The 25,561-nt window shown below is 43.2% G+C and carries 24 protein-coding genes; 2 read left to right on the forward strand and 22 right to left on the reverse strand.

Annotated elements, in window-relative coordinates; genetic code table 11:
- Positions 1-90: 90 nt before the first annotated feature.
- Together argF and H7T88_RS22705 are read right to left on the reverse strand one after the other, a co-directional pair.
- Positions 91-1,056 (reverse strand): ornithine carbamoyltransferase, encoded by a 966-nt coding sequence (argF, locus tag H7T88_RS22700; RefSeq protein ID WP_090922966.1) that lies wholly within the window; start codon positions 1,054-1,056, stop codon positions 91-93.
- 261 nt (positions 1,057-1,317) lie between these two features.
- Positions 1,318-2,571 (reverse strand): aspartate aminotransferase family protein, encoded by a 1,254-nt coding sequence (locus H7T88_RS22705; RefSeq protein WP_221790460.1) that lies wholly within the window; start codon positions 2,569-2,571, stop codon positions 1,318-1,320.
- Positions 2,572-2,647: 76 nt separating this feature from the next.
- Between H7T88_RS22705 and H7T88_RS22710 the strand changes: the two genes are divergently transcribed.
- Positions 2,648-2,959, forward strand: coding sequence for a hypothetical protein (locus H7T88_RS22710; RefSeq protein ID WP_221790462.1), 312 nt, complete (start codon positions 2,648-2,650; stop codon positions 2,957-2,959).
- An 80-nt stretch (positions 2,960-3,039) separates the two neighbouring features.
- Here the strand turns inward: H7T88_RS22710 and argB are convergent, their stop codons facing one another.
- The 4 genes from argB to argC form a co-directional block, all read right to left on the reverse strand.
- The gene (gene argB / locus H7T88_RS22715) at positions 3,040-3,867 is read right to left on the reverse strand and encodes an acetylglutamate kinase (RefSeq protein WP_154959472.1); all 828 of its coding nucleotides are present in this window, start codon (positions 3,865-3,867) and stop codon (positions 3,040-3,042) included.
- A gap of 433 nt (positions 3,868-4,300) precedes the next feature.
- Positions 4,301-5,539, reverse strand: coding sequence for a bifunctional glutamate N-acetyltransferase/amino-acid acetyltransferase ArgJ (gene argJ, locus H7T88_RS22720; RefSeq protein ID WP_221790464.1), 1,239 nt, complete (start codon positions 5,537-5,539; stop codon positions 4,301-4,303).
- Between the two features lies 1 nt (position 5,540).
- Positions 5,541-5,684 (reverse strand): hypothetical protein, encoded by a 144-nt coding sequence (locus H7T88_RS22725; protein WP_186812344.1) that lies wholly within the window; start codon positions 5,682-5,684, stop codon positions 5,541-5,543.
- Between the two features lies 1 nt (position 5,685).
- Positions 5,686-6,735 (reverse strand): N-acetyl-gamma-glutamyl-phosphate reductase, encoded by a 1,050-nt coding sequence (gene argC, locus H7T88_RS22730; protein WP_221790467.1) that lies wholly within the window; start codon positions 6,733-6,735, stop codon positions 5,686-5,688.
- Positions 6,736-7,069: 334 nt separating this feature from the next.
- Between argC and cls the strand changes: the two genes are divergently transcribed.
- The gene (cls, locus tag H7T88_RS22735; protein ID WP_090922960.1) at positions 7,070-8,518 is read left to right on the forward strand and encodes a cardiolipin synthase; all 1,449 of its coding nucleotides are present in this window, start codon (positions 7,070-7,072) and stop codon (positions 8,516-8,518) included.
- Positions 8,519-8,853: 335 nt separating this feature from the next.
- Here cls and H7T88_RS22740 read toward each other — a convergent pair whose 3' ends face one another.
- From H7T88_RS22740 to H7T88_RS22815, 16 genes are all read right to left on the reverse strand, one after another.
- On the reverse strand, positions 8,854-9,762 hold the full coding sequence (locus tag H7T88_RS22740) for a YitT family protein (protein WP_090922958.1): 909 nt from the start codon (positions 9,760-9,762) through the stop codon (positions 8,854-8,856).
- Positions 9,763-9,888: 126 nt separating this feature from the next.
- Positions 9,889-11,002, reverse strand: a protein-coding gene (gene prfB / locus H7T88_RS22745) for a peptide chain release factor 2 (protein ID WP_221790469.1) whose coding sequence is annotated in 2 segments (ribosomal slippage) — positions 9,889-10,929 and positions 10,931-11,002 — 1,113 coding nt in all. Because the reading frame shifts where the segments join, the coding sequence is not laid out codon by codon here.
- A 288-nt stretch (positions 11,003-11,290) separates the two neighbouring features.
- Positions 11,291-13,795, reverse strand: a complete 2,505-nt coding sequence (gene secA / locus H7T88_RS22750) for a preprotein translocase subunit SecA (protein WP_145414176.1) — start codon at positions 13,793-13,795, stop codon at positions 11,291-11,293.
- A 742-nt stretch (positions 13,796-14,537) separates the two neighbouring features.
- Entirely contained in the window at positions 14,538-15,098 is a 561-nt protein-coding gene (gene hpf, locus H7T88_RS22755) for a ribosome hibernation-promoting factor, HPF/YfiA family (RefSeq protein ID WP_090922954.1), read from the reverse strand.
- Positions 15,099-15,515: 417 nt separating this feature from the next.
- A complete protein-coding gene (locus H7T88_RS22760) occupies positions 15,516-15,713 on the reverse strand; it encodes a cold shock domain-containing protein (RefSeq protein ID WP_024631599.1) in 198 nt (65 codons plus the stop codon).
- Positions 15,714-15,946: 233 nt separating this feature from the next.
- Complete coding sequence (gene fliT / locus H7T88_RS22765) at positions 15,947-16,285, reverse strand: flagellar protein FliT (protein WP_221790471.1); 339 nt, start codon at positions 16,283-16,285, stop codon at positions 15,947-15,949.
- On the reverse strand, positions 16,278-16,673 hold the full coding sequence (fliS, locus tag H7T88_RS22770; protein WP_154984721.1) for a flagellar export chaperone FliS: 396 nt from the start codon (positions 16,671-16,673) through the stop codon (positions 16,278-16,280). Before fliS ends, fliT begins: the two co-directional genes overlap by 8 nt.
- A 31-nt stretch (positions 16,674-16,704) precedes the next feature.
- Positions 16,705-18,246, reverse strand: a complete 1,542-nt coding sequence (gene fliD / locus H7T88_RS22775; RefSeq protein WP_221790472.1) for a flagellar filament capping protein FliD — start codon at positions 18,244-18,246, stop codon at positions 16,705-16,707.
- Between the two features lie 37 nt (positions 18,247-18,283).
- Entirely contained in the window at positions 18,284-18,670 is a 387-nt protein-coding gene (locus H7T88_RS22780) for a flagellar protein FlaG (RefSeq protein WP_221790474.1), read from the reverse strand.
- 242 nt (positions 18,671-18,912) lie between these two features.
- The gene (locus tag H7T88_RS22785) at positions 18,913-19,710 is read right to left on the reverse strand and encodes a cytidylyltransferase domain-containing protein (RefSeq protein WP_221790476.1); all 798 of its coding nucleotides are present in this window, start codon (positions 19,708-19,710) and stop codon (positions 18,913-18,915) included.
- A gap of 31 nt (positions 19,711-19,741) precedes the next feature.
- Positions 19,742-20,791 carry an N-acetylneuraminate synthase family protein gene (locus H7T88_RS22790; protein WP_221790478.1) on the reverse strand — a complete coding sequence of 350 codons (1,050 nt, stop codon included), beginning with the start codon at positions 20,789-20,791 and terminating at the stop codon, positions 19,742-19,744.
- Positions 20,778-21,653 (reverse strand): glycosyltransferase family protein, encoded by an 876-nt coding sequence (locus H7T88_RS22795; protein WP_221790480.1) that lies wholly within the window; start codon positions 21,651-21,653, stop codon positions 20,778-20,780. Before H7T88_RS22795 ends, H7T88_RS22790 begins: the two co-directional genes overlap by 14 nt.
- A gap of 33 nt (positions 21,654-21,686) precedes the next feature.
- Positions 21,687-22,316, reverse strand: coding sequence for an acetyltransferase (locus H7T88_RS22800; protein WP_221790483.1), 630 nt, complete (start codon positions 22,314-22,316; stop codon positions 21,687-21,689).
- Complete coding sequence (locus H7T88_RS22805; RefSeq protein WP_221790485.1) at positions 22,309-23,355, reverse strand: sugar phosphate nucleotidyltransferase; 1,047 nt, start codon at positions 23,353-23,355, stop codon at positions 22,309-22,311. The genes H7T88_RS22800 and H7T88_RS22805 overlap by 8 nt, the downstream gene beginning before the upstream one ends.
- A gap of 26 nt (positions 23,356-23,381) precedes the next feature.
- Positions 23,382-24,554, reverse strand: a complete 1,173-nt coding sequence (locus H7T88_RS22810) for a LegC family aminotransferase (protein ID WP_221790487.1) — start codon at positions 24,552-24,554, stop codon at positions 23,382-23,384.
- Positions 24,555-24,566: 12 nt separating this feature from the next.
- The gene (locus tag H7T88_RS22815; RefSeq protein ID WP_221790509.1) at positions 24,567-25,547 is read right to left on the reverse strand and encodes an NAD-dependent 4,6-dehydratase LegB; all 981 of its coding nucleotides are present in this window, start codon (positions 25,545-25,547) and stop codon (positions 24,567-24,569) included.
- Positions 25,548-25,561: the final 14 nt, after the last annotated feature.

The following is a 25,561-nucleotide window of genomic DNA, read 5'->3' on the forward strand; positions in this document are numbered from 1 at the left end:
GTGATATGGTCCTCCCCAAGATCAATTACTATATTGCATCTATCATCGCCAAATTGGCGTGTAAAATCAACCCATCGCCGCAAATCGCGACTATTCGCTCATCAAAGCGGCCATCAGTGCTTTTTGTGCATGCAGACGGTTCTCTGCCTGATCAAAGATCAGCGAGTTCGGGCCGTCAATGACACCTGCGCTCACTTCTTCACCGCGGTGTGCTGGCAAGCAGTGCAGGAACATGTAGTCCGGCTTCGCACCTTTCATCAATTCCTCATCGACCTGATACGCCGCAAACGCCTGCTCACGAATCTTTTGCTCTTCTTCAAAGCCCATGCTCGCCCATACATCCGTATACACAATATCGGCATCTTTCACGGCTTCCTGCGCACTGTAGGTTACGACTACTTCGGAGCCACTCTCCTGTGCAATCGCACGAGCTTGCTCGACCACCGTGCTGTCCGGCTCATACCCTTCCGGTGTGGCTACTGCAACATGCATCCCCATTTTCGCTGCGCCCAGCATCAGAGAGTGTGCCATGTTGTTGCCATCGCCGACATAAGCCATTTTCAGACCCGCCAGTTTGCCTTTATGCTCCAGCACCGTTTGAAAATCCGCCAGTACCTGACATGGATGCGCTGCATCGCTCAGGCCGTTAATCACCGGAACATCGGCATGTTCTGCCAGTTCAATCACATTATGGTGTCCAAACGTACGGATCATGATGCCGTCAAGATAACGAGACAGTACCTTAGCCGTATCATGCGTCGTTTCGCCGCGTCCCAGCTGAATGTCGTTTTTGCTCAGGAAAAGCGCATGTCCACCCAACTGGAACATACCCACTTCAAAGGATACACGAGTACGTGTCGATGATTTTTCAAAAATAAGTCCGATCGTTTTGCCCTTCAGGGGCTGGAACGGTACACCGCTTTTTTGCTTGCCTTTAATCTCAATCGCGAGATCAAGCAGGTAACGAATTTCCTCTGCCGTATAGTCCGTGAATTCGATGAAATCCCGGCCTCTCAAATCAATTTTCTGGACCTTGTCTGTGTGCTGTACTGCCATTATTGGTTCCTCCTCATTTCCGGTTCCCTGCACCCGCACGGGCAGAAGTTTTACATTCTTTGCTGACTTGCCCGGCTGAATTAACCCTCTCCATATCAGCTTAGGTAGAGCAAATTCCCATTCAATCTATACCGCGGATGGATCGTCAGCCTCTGCTACTTCTGCGCTTGAGCACCATGCGGCTACAGGGATTCTTTCGCTTTAATCTGCGCCGGGGGCCGTGATGGCCCCGGTTCAGTACATTATTTTATCATCAAGGGATCAAGCTTTCGCCGCTACATGCTCCTCAATCAACGTCGCCACCAGGGACACAGCCTCGTCGATTTCTTCTTTACTTACATACAGGTTAGGAAGCAAACGAATCACATTTGGCCCAGCCGAGACAAACAAAATGCCGCGTTTCTGTCCTGCGAGTACGATATCACCGATCGGCTCTGCGCACTCAATGCCGACCAGCAAACCCATACCGCGCACTTCTTTCACGAATGAGTTGCCCGCCAAACGATTGCGCAAGGACGTCATCAAATAGTCGCCCATCTCGGCTGCACGCTCTGGCAAACGATCTTCCAGCATCGTCTCAATCGTCGCAATAACAACGGAGGAAGCAAGCGGTGTGCCACCAAACGTCGTTGCATGGCTACCCGGTGTAAATGCATCACGCAGGAAGCCTTTCCCCAACATTGCGCCAACAGGGAATCCACTACCAATGCCCTTTGCAACGGTGAATACGTCTGGTTCAACACCATAATGCTCGTGAGCAAACAACTTGCCTGTACGTCCCATACCTGTTTGCACTTCGTCCACGATCATGAGCAAGCCGTGTTCGTCACACAGTTTACGCACATGTTTCACAAATTCCGGCTCCACCGGATATACTCCACCCTCGGCCTGAACCATCTCCAGCATAATCGCTGCGGTCTTCGGTCCAATCGCCGCTTCAAGTGCAGAAATATCATGCAAAGGCACAGTTACAAATCCAGCTGGCAGTGGCAAAAATCCTTCTTTCACCTTATCCTGCCCGGTTGCCGTCAGTGTTGCCAATGTCCGTCCATGGAACGATTGAGCAAAGGTAATCACTTCGTACCGATCTTTACCCTTCACCTTCTGCTGATAACGACGTGCCACTTTGATCGCCGCTTCGTTCGCTTCAGCGCCGCTGTTGCAGAAAAAGACCGCGTCAGCGCAGGTGTTGGCTGTCAGCAAGGCTGCTGCCTTTTCCTGTCCTGGAATCTGGAACAAGTTAGATACGTGCCACAGCTCATCGATCTGAGCTTTCAACTTCGCTCCGACTTTCTCCGGTGCATGGCCCAGGCTCGTCACAGCAAGTCCGCACATGAAATCGAGATAGCGGTTCCCCTGATCGTCCCATAACCAGCTGCCTTTACCTTTGACCAAGCTGATCGGATATCTTGCATACGTTTGAAAAAGTGAGCTTTCCGTCGGTGCCGTTGCACCTGTTGCTGCTACTCCTGCTACGGCTGTGCCAGAACCTGGCTGTTCGTTGCCTTTTGCCATGACCATATCACTCCTTGTCGATTTGTACACTGCGATCCATTATGAGAAAACCTTTATTTACACAGGGGTCACTCCGATGACAGAACAACCTTTCGAATCACTGTTATACCCTGATTTTTCGATCATCAAAATCGAACTGAAGATGGTTTACACCGACCACTACGAAGACAGAATAACCTTCCAATCGCTGTTATCCCCAGATTTTTTGGATTCCCTTTTCTCAAAGGGAAAATCCGGTGATAAAGGCGACCGCTTCGCTTTTTCAGGTTTTTTCTGTCTTCTCCGTTTCTGTGTAACATATTGTTCGACAATGACATATAGAAAAAAATCCGGTGATAAAAGAGTGCTTCGCTCCTCAAGTTTCTCTATCCTCTTCGTTGACGTGTAAATTCAACTTCTCATAAAAACACCGTGTACAAATTCTTTTTTATATAAATAAAACCCTAAAGTCTGAATTTCGTATTACATCTACTGCATTCGGATAATTCGTGTACCGATCGTCTCGCCGCCAAGCACACGGCTCAGGATCTGGGGTTCGCTACCGTCCACGATAATAACTTCGCGCACCTCGCCGTGGATACACGCAATTGCTGCGCGTACCTTCGGGATCATGCCGCCGTAGATTTCGCCGGTTTGAATCATATCCTCGATCTCTTGAACGGATACGGATGGCAGTACTTTTTTCTCGCCACCAATCGTCTTCATAATGCCTGGTACGTCTGTCACGACGATCATTCGACTTACGCCTAGATGAGACGCTACCGCTCCAGCAGCCGTATCGGCATTAATGTTGTATCGCTGTCCGCTCGCATCCACACCCACAGGTGCAATAACAGGCATATAACCCATATTTACGATGCCTTGAATAATCTCTGCTTTGACGCTTGTTACATCACCAACCCAGCCGATTTCGGCATGGTTTGCTACCGGTTTCGCTTGAATGAGACCGCCATCGACACCAGATACACCCAAAGCCTGACCGCCTACACGCTGGATCAGACGGACGATCTGTTTGTTAATGCTACCTGCCAGCACCATTTCTACAACGTCCAATACAGGCTCAGTGGTCTTACGCAAACCATTTACAAATTCGGTTTCGATCCCAAGCTTCGCCAGGTTATCAGAGATTGCCGGGCCGCCGCCATGAACGATGACCGGGCCGTTTCCCGAGGACTGCAAATCACGCAGATCTGCAAAGAAAGACTCTGGCAATGCAGCCAGCGTACTGCCTCCACATTTCATCACAAACATTTGTTTTTCCGTACCTGCTTCCGTTGCAGTACTGCCGTTTGGCATGGTTGAATTCACGGGCAAGACTCCTTTCTTATGGGGTTATAAAGGATTAACACCTATATAAAAGATATAGCTAAACGCTGGCCGTTCCAGATTCGGATCGTTCTTTCGATCACCCTTGTCTCCAGGTTTTTCTGATTCCCCTTTTCCAAAGGGAAAACCCGGAGACAAATGCGAACGCTACGCTTCTACAGAATCGATTCCGCCTCTTCCACTATATTCGTTTATTTTTTATATTTAAAAGTTTAATCCTTATAAACATTTTTACATCTATGATGGTACGCAGCTTTCTAAGAGATGAAGCTGCAAGTTCAGTACCTTTAATAACGTTCAGATACTTTAACAAATGTTCAGGTAAATATGATTTTATGACGGGACTCACATCAATGAGCTCGAGCATGAATTAAGACAATCATATCTATAACAAAACTTCTACTTACGTGCGATATGCTGCATTAATTCGCACATAGTCATATGTCAGGTCGCATCCCCACGCTACAGCGTTGCCTTCACCGTGATGCAGGTCCACTACAATACGCACTGTATCGGTCTGCAAGTATGCCAGCGCCGCTTCTTCATCAAACACAACAGGACGAGACTGTGCGAGCACAGAAATGTCTCCGAGACGGATATCTACCGTATCCGGGTTTACGGGTTGGCCTGCACGGCCTACAGCAGCAATAATCCGGCCCCAGTTTGCGTCAGCCCCAAACATCGCGGATTTCACCAAGCTTGAGCCGATTACCGTTTTGGCAATGGCTTGTGCAGATTCATCGCTAACCGCACCCGTCACTTCCACTTCCACCAGCTTGGTTGCTCCTTCACCATCACGGGCAATCGCTTTGGCAAGCACTTGGCAAACATATGTGAACCCGGCAGCAAAGGCCTCCCAATCCGGGTGATCCATCGTCAGTTCTTCATTACCTGCATAACCGCTAGACATTGCTACGAGCATATCGTTTGTGCTGGTATCACCGTCTACGGTAATCATGTTAAATGTATGGTTCGTCGCCTGGCGTAGCAGACGCTGCAACGCTTCTGCGCCGATGACCGCGTCCGAGGTCATAAATGCCAGCATGGTCGCCATATTCGGATGGATCATCCCCGAGCCTTTGGCCGCTCCCGCAATTGTTACCGTCTTGCCGCCAACTACGACGGAGACGCAAGCTTCCTTTTTCACCAAATCGGTAGTCAGAATCGCTTGTGAAAATTGTTCTGCTTCGTTCGTTTCCTTGCCCAGCTGCTCTGGAAGCGCCTTGATGCCCGAATGTACCGCATCCATCTTCAGCAATTCACCGATGACACCTGTGGAAGCCACAGCTACGTCCTCTTCAGCCACGCCCAGTTCACGAGCCGCTGCCGCACGCATCGCATACGCATCCTCTTCACCCTGCTGCCCTGTACATGCATTGGCATTACCGCTATTTACAATCACTGCTTGCAACCGTCCGTTGCTCAGACTTTCCCGAGTGACTTTGAGCGGAGCAGCCTGAAACACGTTCGTCGTGTAAACCGCTGCAGCTGTCGCAGGGATATCACATCGAATCGCTCCGATGTCGTTGCGTGATGTTTTTTTCAGACCACAGTGTAGTCCTCCTGCCGAGAATCCGCCTGGTGTAACAATGGTTCCATTTTCAACTACGGTAAAAGTTTGATGCTCCACTTTTGCTCCCATATCATATCCCCCGTATGCGTTCAGCCATATGCTGATGAACCGCCTGCTTCAACTGAAACTCCCCCAACTGATACCCATGCCTTATGACTTTTAGATGAAACACCGCTTCTTCGCGCGCTCCCCCTGCGATGTTCACAAGCCACATGTTATGGATATACTGGTGTCATGTTCAGCCCGAGGTTTTCCTCCCATCCCATCATCAGGTTCATATTTTGAATCGCTTGCCCGGATGCACCCTTCACCAAGTTGTCGATCACCGAAATGATCGTCAAACGTCCTGTGCGCGGGTCTACCGAAAATCCGATATCACAATAGTTCGATCCAGACACTTCTTTTGTCGAAGGCCAAATACCCGGTTCACGTACACGTACAAAAGATCTGTTTTCATAGTATTTACGATATAAGTCCACAATCTCCTGATCACTATGCTCACCCGTCAGCTTTGCATACATCGTACTCATAATGCCGCGTGTCATCGGCACGAGCTGTGTTGTAAAAGTTACCGTCACCGGGCTTCCGGTGATATTGCCGAGCACTTGCTCGATCTCAGGGATATGCTGATGTTTATTCAATTTGTACGCTTTAAAATTTTCATTCATTTCTGCATAATGGTTGGTCAGACTCGTTCCGCGCCCTGCACCCGATACACCTGATTTCGCATCAATAATGATGGTCGATGGATCAATCCATCCCGCTTCCACCGCAGGAATCAGACCCAGCAACGTAGCTGTTGGATAACAGCCAGGATTGGATATAAAATCCTTACCTTTCACTTCATCTCCATACACCTCAGCCATACCGTATACGGCCTTCTCCAGCAATTCTGCTGACGGTGCAGGGTGTTTATACCATTGCTCATACACCGATCCGTCTTTCAAACGGAAATCACCCGACAGGTCGATCACTTTCAGTCCTGCTTCCAGCAGACTCGGTACGAGCTTCGCGCTTACGCCAGACGGGGTCGCGGTGAATACGAGATCTGCACGACTTGCGATCTCTGCCGGATCGACACCGTCGAGTGGCCTGCGAATCACGTCCGTCAAATGCGGAAACCCATCGGCGATGGACTCCCCGCTGCTGGATGAAGAGATTACCGATGTAATTTCAACTTGCGGATGATTCTGAAAAAAACGAATCAGTTCCACCCCGCCGTAGCCGGTGGAACCGACGATTGCCACTCTTAATTTGTTATTCACTCTCGCTCCCCCAATCCTGTTGTATGCGCTACTTGTGCCTTGCTCAAGGTTTTTGTCAAAGCTTGAGCAGACAATTCCGTCGCTTCTATGCATATTTGTGTATTATTATACGACTCTAGTTATATAAATACAACCATCTATCATGAATTTTACACGGATTCCCAACAAATCCGAACGATAACTTTTTACCTTAGGGACGAACAAGGATTCTTCTGTTAAAATACATAGTAGAAGGAAACATTACATACAGAGTCCTGTTCATACACATACCCTTTTTATTTAAGGTCACATTGAACCGGACTCCGAAGGTCATTATGAGACATGGGGGACTACAGTGCATATCGAATCCATATTACTTATTGTGCTCCTGGGACTGAATATTATCTTCGCTGCCGCAGTCGTTTTCTTTGAACGCAAGGATGCCAGTGCTTCCTGGGCTTGGCTGCTGGTATTGAACTTTATTCCGGTCTTCGGGTTCATCCTTTATCTATTGACGGGTCAGAATCTGACTCGGTATCGCCTCTTTCAATGGAAAGAGCGCAAGAAGCTTGGCTTGGAGGAACGAATCGAGGCGCAGCTTGCCCAGCTGCAGGATAATCGCACGCCTTTCTCCAACAAGGCAACAGAAAATAGCCAAGACATGATTTATATGAACCTCAAACAAAATGGGGCACTCCTGACAGAGCATAACGCCGTTGAGATCATCACCGATGGAACAGACAAGTTCCAACGGCTTCTCGATGACATCGAGGCGGCACAAGATCATGTGCATGTGCAATATTACATTTATCGTGGGGATAGCCTCGGCAAACGAATTCGGGACGCTCTGATCCGTAAGGCGCGTGAAGGCGTGAAGGTTCGTCTGCTGTACGACGCGCTGGGCTCGCGACGGGTAAGAAATCGATTTTTCAAAGAACTGCGTGAAGCGGGTGGACTTGTGGAAGTCTTTTTCCCATCCAAATTCAGTCTGATCAACCTACGGATGAATTACCGTAACCACCGCAAAATCGTTATCATCGATGGTAATCTCGGTTATACTGGCGGATTCAACGTTGGGGATGAATATCTCGGACTCAATTCGAAATTCGGCTACTGGCGCGATACCCACCTTCGTATTCGAGGTAATGCGGTGCATGCGTTACAAACACGTTTCCTGCTCGACTGGAACGAAGCTTCCAAACAACATGACACGCCGTATGTTCCCTCTCATTTCCCTCAAATTGAGGGTTCAGGTCAGACCGCCATGCAGATTGTATCCAGTGGCCCTGACGCCGAGATCGAGCACATCAAGAACAGTTACCTGAAGATGATTAACGGTGCCAAACATTCGATTCTCATTCAAACCCCGTATTTTATCCCGGATGCCAGTGTATTCGAAGCGATACGCCTTGCCTGCCTGTCAGGCATCGATGTTCGTATTATGATACCCAATAAACCGGATCATGCTTTTGTGTATTGGGCCACGCTGTCTTATATCGGGGAGTTGCTAAAAGTAGGGGCTAAAGTATTTATCTACGATAATGGGTTTATCCATGCCAAAACACTGATTATTGATAGTTTGGTCGCTTCGGTCGGAACTGCCAATATCGACTACCGTAGTTTCCGGTTGAACTTTGAGGTTAATGCCTTTATGTATGATGAGGCCATTGCAACGACGCTTGTACAGACGTTCGAACACGACCTGCATGTATCACGAGAGTTATCGCTGGAAGAGTACCAAAATCGCAGTTTTATGATACGTTTCAAAGAAGCTATTTCTCGTCTGCTGTCTCCAATCTTGTAAACTCGGCAGAAACCTATATAAATAACAGAACATAATTTACACAGACACTACGATGACAGAATAATCTTCCAATCTCTGTTATCCCCAGATTTTTTAATTCCCTTTACCAAAGGGGAAAATCCGGTGATAAAGGCGACCGCTTCGCTTCTACAGATTTTTTCTGTCATCTCCGTTGATGTGTAAATTTTAGTTAGTTTGGTTGTTTTGCTTACATAGAAAAGCCTGCCTGGTCTAGATCCTATATCCTAAAAAATATAAAAGCAGAACCTCCCTTCTCCGTAATCGGGGTAAAGAGAGGATCTGCTTTTTTTATATCTACCTCATGCTTTTAAACCTTAAATATGCTCACCGCGCTTAAAGCCTTCACCAAGCACCTCATGCGCATTACTAATGATGACAAACGCTCCCGGGTCCACAGACCGGATCAGCGCTTTCAGTCTCGGCACTTCATTTTGTCCCACGACTACCATCAGCACAGTTCGCTGGTCATCCGTATATCCACCCTTCGCCTCCAGCTTGGTCAGACCACGATCCAGATCAGCCAGAATGACTTTGGTAATCGGTTCTGTCTGGTTAGAGATAATATACGCCACCTTCGAGTATCCCAGTCCCATCTCCACGGCATCAATGACTTTACCCGTAACGTACAACCCGATTAATGCATACAGAGACTGCTCCAGCGACAGCACAAAGGCTGCCAAAATAATGACGGTTGCATCCATGATGACAACACATAGCGAGTAACTGAGTCCACTGTATTTTTGCACAATGCGAGCCAGAATACTCATGCCCCCAGTTGAGCCCCTGCCCCGGTACACGATCCCAATCCCGAGCCCCACACCAATGCCCCCATACAGAGAGCCGAGCAACGGATTAGCCGTCGGAATCTCCCAATGACTCGTCAAATATACAAAGAGCGGCAACACAATGCTTCCAAGGATGGAACGCACACCATATTGTTTGCCAATCAACAGGAAACCTGCAATTAATAACGGGATGTTAATCGCCCATTGGGTATATGCCGGTTCCCAACCGAGCCACTCGTCTCCGAGGATGGATAAACCCGATACACCACCTGAAGCGATTTGATTGGGCAATAAAAATAAATTAAAGGCTACGGCAATCAAAAACGAACCCACAATAATAAACAGGGTATCGATGACATTCCGCCATGGTCCATTCAGGGGAATAAATGTGGTTAACCTCTTTTTGCGTTGAGGATATGAATGTTGTTGCTCTTGCATGTTGTCGCGCGCTCCTTTTATATAACGTATCCATAATCTTCTTAACATTTCTTAAAATTGTTCAAAAAAAAGCCCCTGTATACACCAGCATGCGCCTCAGCGCACGGGTCCATACAGGAACTTGAATTAATCGTTTTCTACTTTAATTTGGCTACGCAAATAACCGTCGATGAATGCATCGAGGTCGCCGTCCATCACCGCTCCTGTATTACCTGTCTCTACGCTTGTACGGTGATCCTTTACCATACTATAGGGATGGAATACATAGGAGCGAATCTGGCTTCCCCACGAAATATCCGACTGATCCCCTCGGATTTCGTCCAGTTCTTTTTTCTGCTCTTCGATTTTACGCTCATACAATTTCGAACGGAGCATCGTCATGGCTCGCTCACGGTTTTTGATCTGTGAACGTTCGTTCTGACAGGTCACAACCACTCCGGTCGGTATATGTGTAATCCGTACAGCGGAATCGGTAGTGTTAATATGCTGTCCACCCGCACCGCTTGCACGATACGTATCGCTCTTGAGGTCTTCGGTACGAATGTCGATCTCGATAGTATCGTCGATCTCCGGCACCACATCACAGGATACGAAGGAAGTATGTCTACGGCCTGATGAGTCAAAAGGAGAGATCCGCACCAGACGGTGAACCCCCTTCTCTGCTTTCAGATAACCGTATGCGTTATGCCCTTTGATGGACAACGTCACACTCTTGATCCCCGCTTCATCACCCGGAAGATAATCCAGCACCTCAACCTTGAAGCCCCGTTTCTCTGCCCAGCGTGTGTACATACGGAGCAGCATCTGACCCCAGTCCTGCGACTCGGTACCACCAGCGCCTGGATGAAGCTCCAGAATCGCATTCATCTTGTCATACGGCTGGTTCAGGAGAAGTTGTAATTCAAACTCTTCCAGTTTGCCTACAATTGCAGCGACACTGTTGCCAATCTCCGTAGCGAGCTCTTCGTCGCCTTCTTCATCAGCCAGCTCAGCCATCATCAATGCATCATCATAATCCTGTTGCAACTTCGCGTACTGATCTACCGAACCTTTCACTGCGTTCATCTCTGCAATGACGGCTTGCGCTTTCTCATTGTCATCCCAGAAGTCTGGAGCTGACATCTTCTCTTCAAAGTTCTCAATCATCTCTTGCTTGAGATCTAAGTCAAAGAGACCCCCTAAGGTTTGTTAATTTCTTGCCTATTTCACGCAGGTCCTGCTTCACGCTTGGATCGATCATGTGCAATTCCTCTTTTCATTAAGATAAGCTCCCCGCATCCGGGAAGTTCACTAATCAAGATCAAGTCTCGGATACAATATACCGTGAGGCTTGCGCATACTGTTACCAGCAGGCACGTCACCCCTCAATCAGCATCATATGATTATTCATATGCACCGATGATCGGATATGCATCCTCCACTTTATCTTATTGAACCCCCGGCTGCAAGGAGCCGTATAAGTGAAACGATATAGATTAAACTAACCTATCTTACATTGGGTACTGCGATAAAAGGAATGAAACGAAAACTACTCTTGACCATGACAGTGTTTAAACTTTTTGCCACTGCCACACGGACATGGATCATTACGGCCGATTTGGTCAGAAACTTTCACCGGACGTTTCTCAGCAGGTTCACCGCTTGTCGAGATCTGACTCTCGTCCACTACGGCTTGACGCTCCTGGTTGCTTTCGATCTGTGCTTTCATCACATACGTCGCAACTTCTTCCTGAATCGAAGCGATCATCTGATGGAACATCTCGAAACCTTCGAATTGGTACTCACGAAGTGGGTCTGTACCACCGTATGCACGGAGGTGAATACCTTGGCGCAATTGATCCATCGCATCAATGTGATCCATCCACTTGCTGTCTACCGCACGAAGCACAACCACTTTTTCGAACTCACGAACCATCTCTTCACCGATACGTTCTTCACGGGCGTTGTACTTGTTCTGTACTTTCTCGAACAGTTGCTCAATGATCTCTTCGGCTTCTTTGCCCCACAGATCATCTTTGGTAATCGAACCTTCATCCAGCAACTTGCTGTTCATGAAGTCCGCAACCTCTTGCAGCTCCCAGTTCTCTGGAATCTCGTCACTGCAATGCGCTTCAACGATGCGTTCAATGGAAGGTTTGATCATATCCATAACGATTTGTTTAATATTTTCAGACTCCAATACCTCACGACGCTGTTTGTAGATAATCTCACGTTGTTGGTTCATGACATCATCATATTGGAGTACCACTTTACGTACGTCAAAGTTATTCCCTTCAACCCGCTTCTGCGCAGATTCTACAGCACGTGTAATCATGCGGCTCTCGATCGGTTGATCTTCTTCAAAACCAAGACGTTCCATCATGTTGAGCACGTTGTCTGCACCGAAACGTTTCATCAATTCATCGCCCAGCGACAGGTAAAACTGTGTGGAACCCGGGTCACCCTGACGTCCCGCACGACCACGCAACTGGTTATCGATCCGGCGTGATTCGTGGCGCTCTGTACCGATGATATGAAGGCCGCCAACTTCAGCCACGCCTTCACCCAAAATAATATCCGTACCCCGACCGGCCATGTTGGTTGCAATCGTTACTGCACCCGCTTGACCCGCGCCAGAGATAATTTCAGCTTCTTCCGCATGGAACTTCGCGTTCAAGACCTGGTGTCTGATGCCGCGACGTTTCAGCATGTCCGATAGACGCTCCGAGTTCTCGATGGATACCGTACCCACCAGAACCGGTTGGTTTTTGCTATGACGTTCCACGATTTCTTCTACAACCGCTTTGAACTTGCCATCAATGCTCTTGTACACCACATCCGCCATATCATTCCGTTTGTTAGGACGGTTTGTTGGAATCTGTAGAACTTCAAGTCCATAGATTTTCTTGAACTCTTCTTCTTCCGTTTTCGCTGTACCTGTCATACCCGCAAGTTTGCGGTACATCCGGAAGTAGTTCTGGAATGTGATTGTTGCCAGCGTCATGCTCTCGTTCTGAACCTCAATGCCTTCTTTCGCTTCGATCGCCTGGTGCAATCCATCACTGTAACGGCGACCAGCCATCAGACGGCCTGTGAACTCATCTACGATCATGACTTCTTCATCCGTAACGACGTAATCTACATCACGACGCATAATCACGTTAGCTTTCAGCGCCTGTACAATGTGGTGGTTCAACGTCACGTTGGCATGATCATACAAGTTCTCAATACCAAAAGCTTTCTCCGCTTTGGCTACGCCACCCTCAGTCAGCGCTACGGATTTCACTTTGATATCCACCGTGAAATCTTCTTCCGGCACAAGACGTTTCACAAAGCGGTCCGCTGCATAGTACAGATCGGTCGATTTCTGAGCTTGTCCGGAAATGATCAATGGTGTACGTGCCTCATCGACGAGGATCGAGTCTACTTCGTCAATGATACAGAAGAACAATGGGCGTTGTACCATTTGCTCTTTGTACAGCACCATGTTGTCACGAAGGTAGTCGAACCCGAATTCATTGTTCGTACCATACGTAATGTCACATGCATACGCATGCTGTTTCAGTGCATGGTCCATACCGCTGAGGTTAACCCCAACTGTCATGCCCAGGAATTCATAGATTTGTCCCATCTCCTGGCTATCCCGTTGCGCCAAATAGTCATTGACTGTGACTACGTGTACACCTTTGGACATCAATGCATTCAAATATACCGGCAGTGTTCCTACCAGCGTTTTACCTTCACCCGTTTTCATCTCAGAAATACGGCCTTCGTGCAGCGCAATCCCGCCAAGCATTTGTACATCATAATGACGTTTGCCCAATACGCGGCGTGATGCCTCACGTACGGTTGCAAATGCTTCAGGAAGAAGTTCATCCGTCGTTTCTCCCTTTTCAATCCGGGCACGGAATTCCTCCGTTTTGCCTTTCAACTGCTCATCAGACAATGCCTGAAATTGTGGTTCCAGTTTATTGATCACATCGACCGTCTTCATCAGACGTTTCACATCACGCTCGTTCATGTCTCCGAAGATCTTTTTGACAAGTCCTAACATGGTATACCCCTTTCGTGCAAAACAGAATAGACCCCCTGCTGCCGCCATACGACACCATCGGATGGATTGTTGATCCATTTCCCCCTGGAGGTAACAAACAAAAAAACATATGAGATGAATCAACTCCAGGCTTGCCACAGTTACTCATGAAGCTGATCGTATTCACCCGGCTCTGGTTTATGGAATACATGCCAGAATTCGAGCTATTGAATCATGTTCATGGTGCTGTGTCTGTCATTGATTATGATTAGCGATCATTCGTTGACAATTCCTCATCAGGACAATGATTCTCTTTGCATAAATTGTAACAGTTTGTAAGGGTCGCCGCAACACGCCGTAGCAGACTTCTTAGAACTTCATCCCCCGTATAAACCGAGTTTTAGTGCAAAAAATCATAGTCGTTATCGGAAGTTGCAAATGGACTGTTTAATTTCCCGAGATGTTGCAAGGATCAATCAATCATTTGTGGGAAATATGGAATTTAATATCAAAATTCATTTTAACTTTTATAATTCTACTTTTATTTTAAATTTCCTGCTGACTCCTAATCTATTAGACGCAACAATATAGCGAATAGTTTCATCATTTTATTTCCATGTTCCAATTCATTCGCTACGCACAAAAGAGCCCCATCCCTAGAAGGATGGAAGCTCTCGTTAAGTTCGATTCAGGAAGCATAGGCTCCTGCTTATATTCAATACTAAGGGCTATCTATTCAATTGAAGCGATGCTGTAAGTATACTTAACCTTGCTCAATCAAGCCATACTTGCCATCGTTCCGTTTGTAGACCACGCTTACTTCCTCATTCTCGATGTTGGAAAATACGAAGAAGTTATGACCAACCATGTTCATCTGGAGGATTGCCTCTTCCACATCCATTGGTTTTAACATAAAACGTTTCGTACGTACAACTTCCAAATCATCATCCGTATCCGTGTCCAGTTCGGCTGTAGCCACTGTGCCTGTCGGATCTTCTACGAAGAGAGTCTTCAGGCTACCTTCCTGACGGAATTTACGGTTAATTTTCGTTTTGTGTTTGCGAATTTGACGTTCCAACTTGTCCACAACGGCGTCAATGGATGCGTACATATCATCGCTCTCATCTTCAGCACGGAGCACAAAGCCCTTCAAAGGAATCGTCACCTCAACTGTATGCAAGCCTCTAGTTGTGCTCAGTGTAACGGCACCGTCAGAGGTAAGGGGTGCATCGAAATACTTCTCGAGTCTACTCAACTTTTTGTCGACATAATCTTTCAAAGCTTCGGTAACCTCGATTTGTTGACCTCGAATACTTAAATTCATAGGGCACTCCTCCTTTATCTTTGCCACTTCATTATAACACGAATGTAAGCGCCATGTAAAAACTCCCGGTGACCGAATAATGACATCTGCTCCAGTCACATCAACCAACGTAAGTTTAACGCCATATTTCGTGATTTTTCGCCATTTTCGAGCAAAATCACAGATTTAACCGGATTGTATATCTGGCGCTTGATCATGTATTTAACCGTTTTTGAGGTTACTCAATCTGTTATGTAAAACTAGCTTATCCTGACTCTTAAGCTACCCCAGTTTTGTCCGGTAATGAAGGGATCAACTTTCCTATATTTTAGACTCTATCAATACAAAAAAAGACCCCGGATCACCGGAGTCTGATGCTAGCGATAATTCAATTTGGTAACCATCTAACCATATATGTAGGTCGGATTGTCCGGATGATTATAATTTGATTACGTTAGCTGCTTGCGGTCCACGTGCGCCTTCGACGATGTCGAATTCTACGGATTGACCTTCTTCCAAAGTTTTGAAGCCTTCGGATTGAATTGCGGAGAAGTGTACGAATACGTCGCCGCCATCTTCAGTCTCAATGAAACCGTAACCTTTTTCTGCGTTGAACCATTTTACTTTACCTTGCATGCACTAACATTCCCTTCGTCATCAAATGAAGTGAAGCTCTGGCCAAGACCCTAGCCCACAACTCAGATGATATCACCTAAACTTATCCATTGTCAATTGGTAAAGAAAATGTTTTCTTGGTATTTTTTGTAGATTTATAGGGAGAAATGTTGAACAGTTGGAAATAATCCTTATTAAAATAAAAAAAGAATGCAACATATCTATTTCAGATATTTGCATTCTATTATAGCTTACTAGTACCTTTTTGTGTCCACAATAATACTGTCCACTGCATAAGATACTTCATAAGCATTTTTTTGCGCTTTAGCCTGATTACGTTGAATGAGCCAATCTTTGGCCTCCATCTTCAGATCGTTCATTCGGCTTAGAATCGCCTGGTCATTTTCCATAATAGCCTTAAGCCGTGTTTGTTGAGCTACTGTGGCCTCACGACCACCTGTGCGTTCCATCATCAAATCAATGATTGCCTGACGCTGATCCACAAACGCCTCTAATGCTTCTGAACTCACTTCATGAATCTGAAGCATGATTTCACTTGTTAACTGCTCCAATTGAGCAATCAAATTATCCATGAACGACTCCAGGCTCAGAAGAAGACACCATTTTACTCGCCTGAACCCATGTTTCCTTTAACTCTTTTAAATACCCCAGCGCTTCTTCTGCAGGTTCTGGTTTTTTCTTCGTATTTGCATCAATAAGCAAGTAATTAATATATTCATACAAAACATTCAGATTGGCTGCAATATCAGAAGACTGATCCAAGGTAACAGATAGTTCGCTAACAATGGTTTGTGCTTTCCCCAGGTTCAGACTTACCTTCTCATAATCCTTGGTACCCAATCCATCAAGCGCTGTCCGTACAAAACGAATAGCTCCATCATACAACATAATCAATAACTGACCTGGTGAAGAGGTCTGAACAGACGACTTGCGATATTGATCATATGGAGACTTAATCATATTTACACCCTTTCAATCTTTAAATATTAATCTATCTAGCGAAGAAACTGGAAAGACTCGAGGCTTGACTCTGATACTTACTCATTGCGGTTTCCATTGCTGTAAACTGTTTATAGTAACGACTTTCCATATCAGAGAGTCGTCTTTCAAGTGCGGTGATCTCTCTGGTGTATCCTTTGAGTGTCTTACCCATTACGCTTTCTTCTTTATAAATGCTGTTAACGTCGCCGCTAAATTTGGTCGTACCCGCACGCTCTGCGATTTTACTCATCGCTGTATCCATCTCTGAGTACAACTTGCCGAAAATGGAATTATCCGTGTTCGCCCCTGACCCTTGGAAGATGTCCGAAACCTGTTGCGGATTATTAAGAATTGCTTTTTTAAATTTCTCTTCATCCAAGTAAATTTTACCATTTTCGAAATACTTACCACCTGTTATCCCGATATTGCTCAATTCTCCCATTTTCTCACTCATAATGTTTCTCATGGTGGAAGTCAGACCCGAGAGAATATCATCATTTTTCAGAAGACCACTTTTGGCTTTCTCTTCCCACAGCTTAATGTCACTTTCAGACATTGCACTGCGTTGTTCTTTCGTTAAGGGCTGGAAGCTACGATATTTCTCTTCCCCCACCTTTGTGTTGAAGAGGGCCAAAATTTTGTTGTAATCCTCAATAAAGGACTTCATCGTTTCGAGCGCTTTATCGGGATCACTTTGTGTCGTAATAGTGAATGGTTTGTCTCCCGTTATGGCATTGCTTGAATCTCTGGTGACTGTCTCAGCCAACAAGTTCATTGTCACACCATTGTAAGTAATGATATTACTTGTTGGAGCTGGATTAAGTAGTATTCCATTAATTTTAACAATAGCATCCTTAGCTGCAATATCGGTGATTACAGCTGTTGAACCCGTCCCAAAAACATCCAGCAAATTATTACCTGCACTTGGCGGTTGAACATCAAGGACACCCATAGAACCAAGATCTTTAGCTACAATACTAAACTTCCCTGTCAGATCATCAAAGCTTGCTTGTGCCTTCAGTTCTGTTTTGCTATTGATTTGGGTAATCACAGAGGATACAGTGTCTTTACCTGTAAAAGTCATTTCTACATCATTAATTTTAATCTTGTATTCTTTAGTTAAATCGCCATCTGTCAAACTTGTCGTTGGCTGCCCAAACTTAATGCCATTGGCAAGTTCAGCTAAAGACTGTCGTGAACTATACCCCTGAGCTTTTCCATCGGTTACTATTGACTTTGCAGTAGCTAATTGCTCCACGGACACTTCCATTTTAATTCCATTCGCAGTTCCACCCGCCTCGGCTTTAACTGCATCTGTATTCCCCGCCACTACGGCCTTTTGCGTATTCAATGCAGAAGAAAGTCTATACGTTTGCTGAAGCTTCGTGTTACGGAATTCATACATTTTACTATTCAAATCACGATAGCTGTCCCTCTGCCACTCCAATGTTGTTTTCTTTTGATTCAATTTATCCAATGGAGCACGTTTGGCTGTCATTAGCTCTTTGACCATGCTATCAATGTCCATACCGGAAAATCCATTTACACGCATAAATTCACTCCTCACCAGTTAAATGCATATTCACTATTTATACTTTCTCGTCAATCAGGATGCCCGCAATTTCCATCATCTTCGCTACCAGATCCAATGTCTGCTCACGTGGAATTTCTCGAAGTACCTCTCCCGTTTCCTTGTTAAGTACTTTGACCATAATATCATGTGTTTTTTCATGGATGCTAATGTCTAATGTGGTCTCTGGCCCCTGCAGTGCCTTCACAGCGCGGTCAATATTTCGGAGCAGTAACTCTTCACCTACTGGAAGTTTTATGCCTTGTTTCTCCTTGTAGTAGGCTTCTTTTGCCGTCCTGATGTTTGCATTCTCACTTCCCGTTTGAGAAGTACCTACCTGGTTTGGAACCTCGATCGTAGAACTACTTGCAGATGTAGCGGCAGACAATGAAAACTGAATGTTCATCCTTGAATGACCTCCAACTGTGTTCGCATTTATAGTATATATCGGCGTATCGCCTCTCCAGCTTTAGGAAATTTGAGAATTTTGCTAAAACTATAACATTAAAATAACGTGAAAATTTTCACTAGTTTGGTCTTTAGATTTTGTGCAATGATTTCGTTCTATATTAAAGTACTTTATTAAGAACGAAATCATTGCATCTCTATTTACTCTGATCGACCTATTTATTCAAAACCATTAAAGAATTACAGTCTGTATTTAACTTGAGTGCTCTGTGCTATTCTAGCATTAATAATTTTTCTAAACTCACTGTAATCAATCACAACGTTATCAGGTAATTTTATTTTATATTCCCCATTTATATAATATGATGGTATTTCTTCTTGTTCACTTAGAGCAGTTATTTCCTTATAACTTATTACTTTTGAGGTTAAATGATTAAATATAAACTCACTTCTTTCAAAGTCCTCAATAGTGTCTACTGTAAGACTCGTATACTCTTTTCGATGATCTCCTTCAGGAATCAGCACTAAAGTTTTATATTTTTCAGGATCAAAAATATAATAGAATAAATATTCACTCTTTTCAGGATCAATTGCTTCATAACAACGTTTTAAAGCTTCAATATTTATTACTTCTGCTGTAGCTCCAAGAGATAAAAATTCTGCTCTTGAATACTCAGATTGGTATTCTTTATGATACAACAGAGTTTTTTCCATAATATATGGATCTGTAAAAACATTGTCACCCGTTATACGAATCAAATCTGTGGCTTGTTCCAACTCAGCTATCCCTAACATTCTTTCGATAACAGAATTTTCGCTCCCGTAAAATATTTTAATATTATTTTTCTTGGCTATTTCACCCAGAACACTATCACCTGCATTATTGGAAGTAGCAATATATATCTCATCAATTCCTTGAACTAACTTCACACGGTCTATGATATGTTCAATAAGGGCTTTGCCTTGAATCTCTTTCAATACTTTTTGGGGTAGACGTGTAGAATTAGTACGTGCAATAATACATGCTACAACTTTCATTGAATTGTGCACTCCTTTTAATTAAAGTTAATTACAAAAAATGACACCAATCAAGCAACTCATCTTGCTTCATATCTATTTTTAGAGTTCTGCCAACTATATGCTGTTCTTGATCAGGGCTAATATGTGTTCCTGGTCTTTTGAAAGTCAAATCCTCAGCAGAGATTATTTCTCCCTTTTTCATATCCCTTGTTAAAACAGCGCTGCGTCTAAATTTATCTTTCTTGCTTTCTTCAGCATCAGATACAATTCTCTGAAAACTACCAAGAGCATCGGAAATAACGCCACTTTCCTTTACTATTAATTCCATTTCAGATGGATCTGCTGACACTTCATGATCCCAGCCCGGTAAATCTTTATCCGTAGTGAAATGTTTTTCAATAATTGCTGCTCCTAGCGCTACTGCAGCTAAGGGGACAGATATCCCAATCGTGTGATCTGAGAACCCTATAGGGTAAGAGGGGAATATCTTTTGCAACGTTAAAATATTATTCAAGTGAATATCTTTTGCTGCAGGAGGATAGATAGAAATACAGTGTAAAATCGATATCTCTTTATTCCCAGTAGATTCTATAGCTTGAACTGCCAGTTCAATTTCAGCAAGTGTTGACATCCCTGTAGAAAGAATGATCGGTTTCATTTTCTTGGCTATATATTTCAATAGTCTATAGTTATTGATATCCATCGAGGCAACTTTATAGAAAGGCACTTCAATCTCATCTAAAAGATCAACCTCTTCCTCTGAAAAAGGGGTAGAACAGAATTCTATACCCTTCTCAGAGCAGTACTCTTTTAAGATATAATGTTGTTCTTTACGTAAATAATATTTATCAACCATCTCCTGTAGAGAACCAAAGTGCTTTTTAGCTGAATCGTTATAAGTTTGGTTACGATCGTACTCAGCTTGGGCAATTAATGATTTATTAGTCCAAGATTGAAATTTTACCGCATCGACCCCGCATTTTACAGCAGCATCAATCATTTCCTTTGCAAGTTCCATATCCCCATTATGGTTAGCTCCAATTTCAGCAATAATATAAGGTTTGGTATAATTTTTAATTTCCTTGTTATTTAATTTCAAAGGTTTCATCTCCAAACTGACTTAATTTTAAGTTTCCCCACCAAAAATCATTTAATTCTGTAACAAATGGAGACATACTGGAATTACTATCATTTAATCTTTCTTTCAGTTTCTCATATAGCTCATATAGTCGGTCAAATTCAGGATACACATTCTTAAGGTTCTTGTAATGCATAAGTTTTATTTGAATTTCTTTATGAATGGCATCTGAATTATTGCTAATTTCACCTGCAATATTATTTACATGTATCCTGTAGTAGGTTTTGCATTGATCTACCTTTACTCCTCGACACCCTTCCATTAATAAAACAGAATACAAGAACCAATCAAAAATAGGCCCATTACTCACATTCAATTTTTCAATGAGTTCATAGCTAATTGCATTCAGATTTATTGCGGTGTTACTTAATCCTAGATAATTACACTCTAAAATCGAATCAATCTCATTTGTCTGAGCAGGTAATGTTTTAAAGAAACTTTTTTTCTGATCAAAATAATATAGCTCATTATAGTAAAAAGCTACTTCCCCCTCATAAACTGACTGAATTTGGGAAATTCTGTCCTTAGAAAATGTATCATCAAAATCGCCTAAAACTAATAAATCATACCCTAATTTTTTGGCTTTTTGTATAAGTTCCACTCTCAAAGAAGACGGAAGGCTACCAGCCATCCCATTCCATAAACGCACATGCACATTTGTGTCAAAATACGAGTACAAGTGCTGAATTTCCCCATCATCAAGATTGTCGTTTAAAAGAAGAAGATCAAAACCAATCCAATCTTGGCTATTAATAGACTTAGCATACTCAGGCAAGTACGAGAATGACTCCTTATATACAACAGTCCCAAATGCAATTTTCATGAAATCCACCTTCCAAACAACAACACGTCTACCTTATCTGACAACTTTACAAGGATTTCCATAAGCCACAACATTATCACTTATATTTTTTAATACAACGCTTCCCATACCTACAGTTGTACTCGAACCTATTTTTACTCGCTGTCTAACAACACTATTAGCCCCAACCTGTGTATCCTTACCTATCTCTACTTCTCCGCATAAGACTGTACCTGGAGAAACATGCGCAAAGTCACCAATTATACAATCGTGCTCAACAATGGCCCCAGAATTCACAATAACTCCTTCACCTAAAGATGCTCCCGCATTGATAATTGCCCTTTTCCCAATAAAAGAACCTGATCCTATTTTTACATCTTCACTTATAATTGCAGACTTATCGATAATGACTGGTATTCCAAATCCCAGATTACTTATAGTCTGAAAAAAAACTCTTCTTTGCCTCGAACTACCGAGTGTAACAAATGCCTCATTGTAGCCCATACTCAAAAAACGAGGAATATCTTTGTCAGAACCAATAATAGGTATCCCATTTACTTTTTTCTCTAAATTTGCCTCTTGATCAATTATACCTATTTCGGATATATCATCATAATATAACAAACTATCTAATACAGATTTACAATGCCCACCTCCACCAATAAGCAATATTTTTCTACTCATCTCTCTCAAGCCTTCTTCTCATCTCTTCCATCTCATCCAGTTGCCCCATATCCAGCCAACTATTTTCGCTTATAGGGAACACACCAATTTTAGCTCCTTTTTCTTTGTACTTCTCAATAATATCCGGAAAACCTATCACAGTATCTTGCTCAAGTTCTTCGATAACTTGCGGCTCAACAATGTACATACCTGTATTCGTGAAAAAAGAGAACTCTGGCTTCTCTTTTATATTTTCAATTTGTCCTGTTTCACTAATTTCTACAACACCATAAGGGATTCTAACATTTTTCAATGAACATACCATCGTAATTAAATTACCTTCACTTTTGTGATGGTTGTATATTTTTTCATAATCTTCATCTATTAAAATATCACAATTGGATAGTATAAATGTTTCACTAATTTTTCCTTTTAACAAACTTAATCCTCCACCTGTACCAAGTGGAATATCTTCATCAATATAGTTTACTTCATAATTTTTTTTTATTTCGTTGAAATAGGCTTTTATCATATTTTTTTTATGATTCACAATCAAAAAGAATTGACTAACTTCATAAGGTAAGAAACGATTAATAATATGTTCTACAATAGGGATCTCACCAATCGGAATCAATGGCTTAGGCAAAATTTTAGTATAGGGATACAATCTTGTACCTAGTCCTCCTGCCATGATCACAACTTGAGTATCCAATGAACGCTTAACTCCAAATTCCTCATCATTCCATAATACAATGGATACAATATCCTTATTGTCGTCTAGAATGGGAATACCCTCTATAAAATTTTTCTTCATATACTCTCTGGCCATTGCCTTTTCACTCTCTAACAAATACTTCGGTTGATAGTTTGCTATTTTGCTAACTTTTTCGTCCAAACTACCTTTTCTTAATATCCACCTCCTAATATCACCGTTTGTTATCGTAGCTACAAATTTCCCCTCCCGCTCCACGAAAAGGATCTTTTTAGAAACTCTGTCCAGAACTCGCATTGACTCCAGTACGGTAAAATTTTCGTCAATTAATAGGTCCTTTACATCCATGAAGATTCCCTCCGTGCTGTTTAAAATTATTTATTTATTGGACAAGATAGAAGTTCACAAATGTACCTTATGTCCGATTCATTCAAGTTAGAGCTACATGGAATATTAACAATATGGTCCAAGTAATCAACCGCTCTTTCAATTAAATATGCTTGATTATTAATATAGGGCATTTGATTATTAATTAATCCCCATATAGGTCTTGTTTGAACTTTGTTCTTAGATAAAAACGTCATCAATTCATCTCGATTAAAGGGGTAATTTTCTTTCACGTATAAAGCATAGAACCAATAGTTTGCTCTGGTTCCATCTCTATATTCAAGTAAATGCAGTCCTGTTACGTTGTATAATTTCTCCTGATACAACTCAAAATTTCTTTTTTTTGTTTCGATGAACTGCTCTAGTTGTTCCATCTGAGCAATCCCTAACGCAGCCTGAAGATTAGTCATACGATAATTGTACCCGACTTCATCGTGTGTGTAATATAACTCATCACTTTTAGCCTGTGTAGTTAAATGTTTTGACCGTCTCAGTAAATTCTTATCGTTGGAAACAATCATTCCACCACCACCCGTGGTAATAATTTTATTTCCATTGAACGAATATACGCCGATATCTCCAATTGTTCCAGCATATCGTCCACTATATAGCCCACTTGTATAATAGGTTCCTAGTGCTTCTGTTGCATCTTCTATTACTTTTAAATTAAATTCGCTAGCAACTTCCATGATTTTCACCATATCTGCCATGTTACCAAATACATGAACAATAATGATGGCCTTAATTACTCTATTTGAAGACTTATTAACAAGTTTTCCATCTGTAAAGCTACACTCTTTCTCACAAAACTCTTTTAGTTTATCTGGTGAAATTGTCAAGGAATCATCACAGTCCATAAAAACAGGATGGGCTCCAACGTACCTGACTGGATTAACCGCTGCTATAAAGGTTAAAGATGGTACCAAGACCTCATCGTCCCTTCGTACCTGGCAAACCTCTAAAGCAATATGAAGCCCTGCAGTTCCACTCTGACAAGACACAGCTCCCTCTGCTTGTACATATGCAGCAACAGATTCCTCAAATTTAGTTACAAAGGGTCCTCCAGTAGATACCCATTCTGACTGAACAGCTTGACTAACATATTCAAGTTCATTCCCTTTAAGATTAGGTACAGAAAGTGGGATAAATTTTTGTTCCATCTGTTCTCCTAACTATATGTTATACATATCAGATTTATATTTATCCAGGTTATTCCTGAAGAATTCTATTGTTTCAGCCATTCCTTGCTCAAAGGTGAAATGCGGTTGCCAGTTGGTTAAAGATTTTATCTTCTCGTTAGAGCCTAAAAGACGATCGACTTCACTTTTTTCAGGCCGTAGTCGTTGATTATCACATACAATTCTTGCATCAGGGTTAATCTGTCTAATTAGTTCCTCAGCAAGCTCTCCTATAGATATTTCTTGTTGCGTAGCAATATTGATCTCTTCACCGATGGTTACACTAGATTTTGCTATCTCAATAAAACCTTCAACCGTATCCTTCACATAATTAAAATCACGTGTCGGAGTGAGAGAACCCAGCTTAATTTCTGTCTTTCCAGCAAGCAGCTGTGTGATAATCGTAGGAATTACTGCTCTGGCTGATTGTCTAGGTCCGTACGTATTAAATGGTCTCACAATGGTTAATGGCATATTAAAGCTTCTATAAAATGATTCTGCTAGACGGTCAGCACCAATTTTCGTAGCTGAATACGGGGATTGTCCTTGAAAAGGATGCTTTTCATCCATTGGAACATATTGAGCTGTGCCGTAAACCTCGGATGTTGAAGTCACCAAAACCCTAGATGTGTCAAGCTCCTTTGCAGCTTGTAAAACATTTAAAGTTCCCTTAATATTAGTATCTACATAAGTGTCTGGTGAGTGGTAGCTAAAGGGTATAGCAATAAGTGCAGCCAAATGAAAAACTGTATCGATCCCGCTCATTGAAGCTTTTACTCCATGAGGATCACGAATGTCTCCGCTAAACACTTCAATTTCTTGCTTGATTTCCCTAGGTAGGGTATCTAACCATCCCCACGAATTAAATGAATTATAATATATAAACGCTTTGACATTGTAACCTTCCCTAACTAATTGCTCAGTTAGATGGCTTCCAATAAAACCATCAGCTCCTGTAACTAAAGCTTTCAATATAATCACTCATTTCG

The sequence above is a fragment of the Paenibacillus cucumis (ex Kampfer et al. 2016) genome (genome assembly GCF_019748695.1).
GTDB lineage: Bacteria > Bacillota > Bacilli > Paenibacillales > Paenibacillaceae > Paenibacillus > Paenibacillus polysaccharolyticus.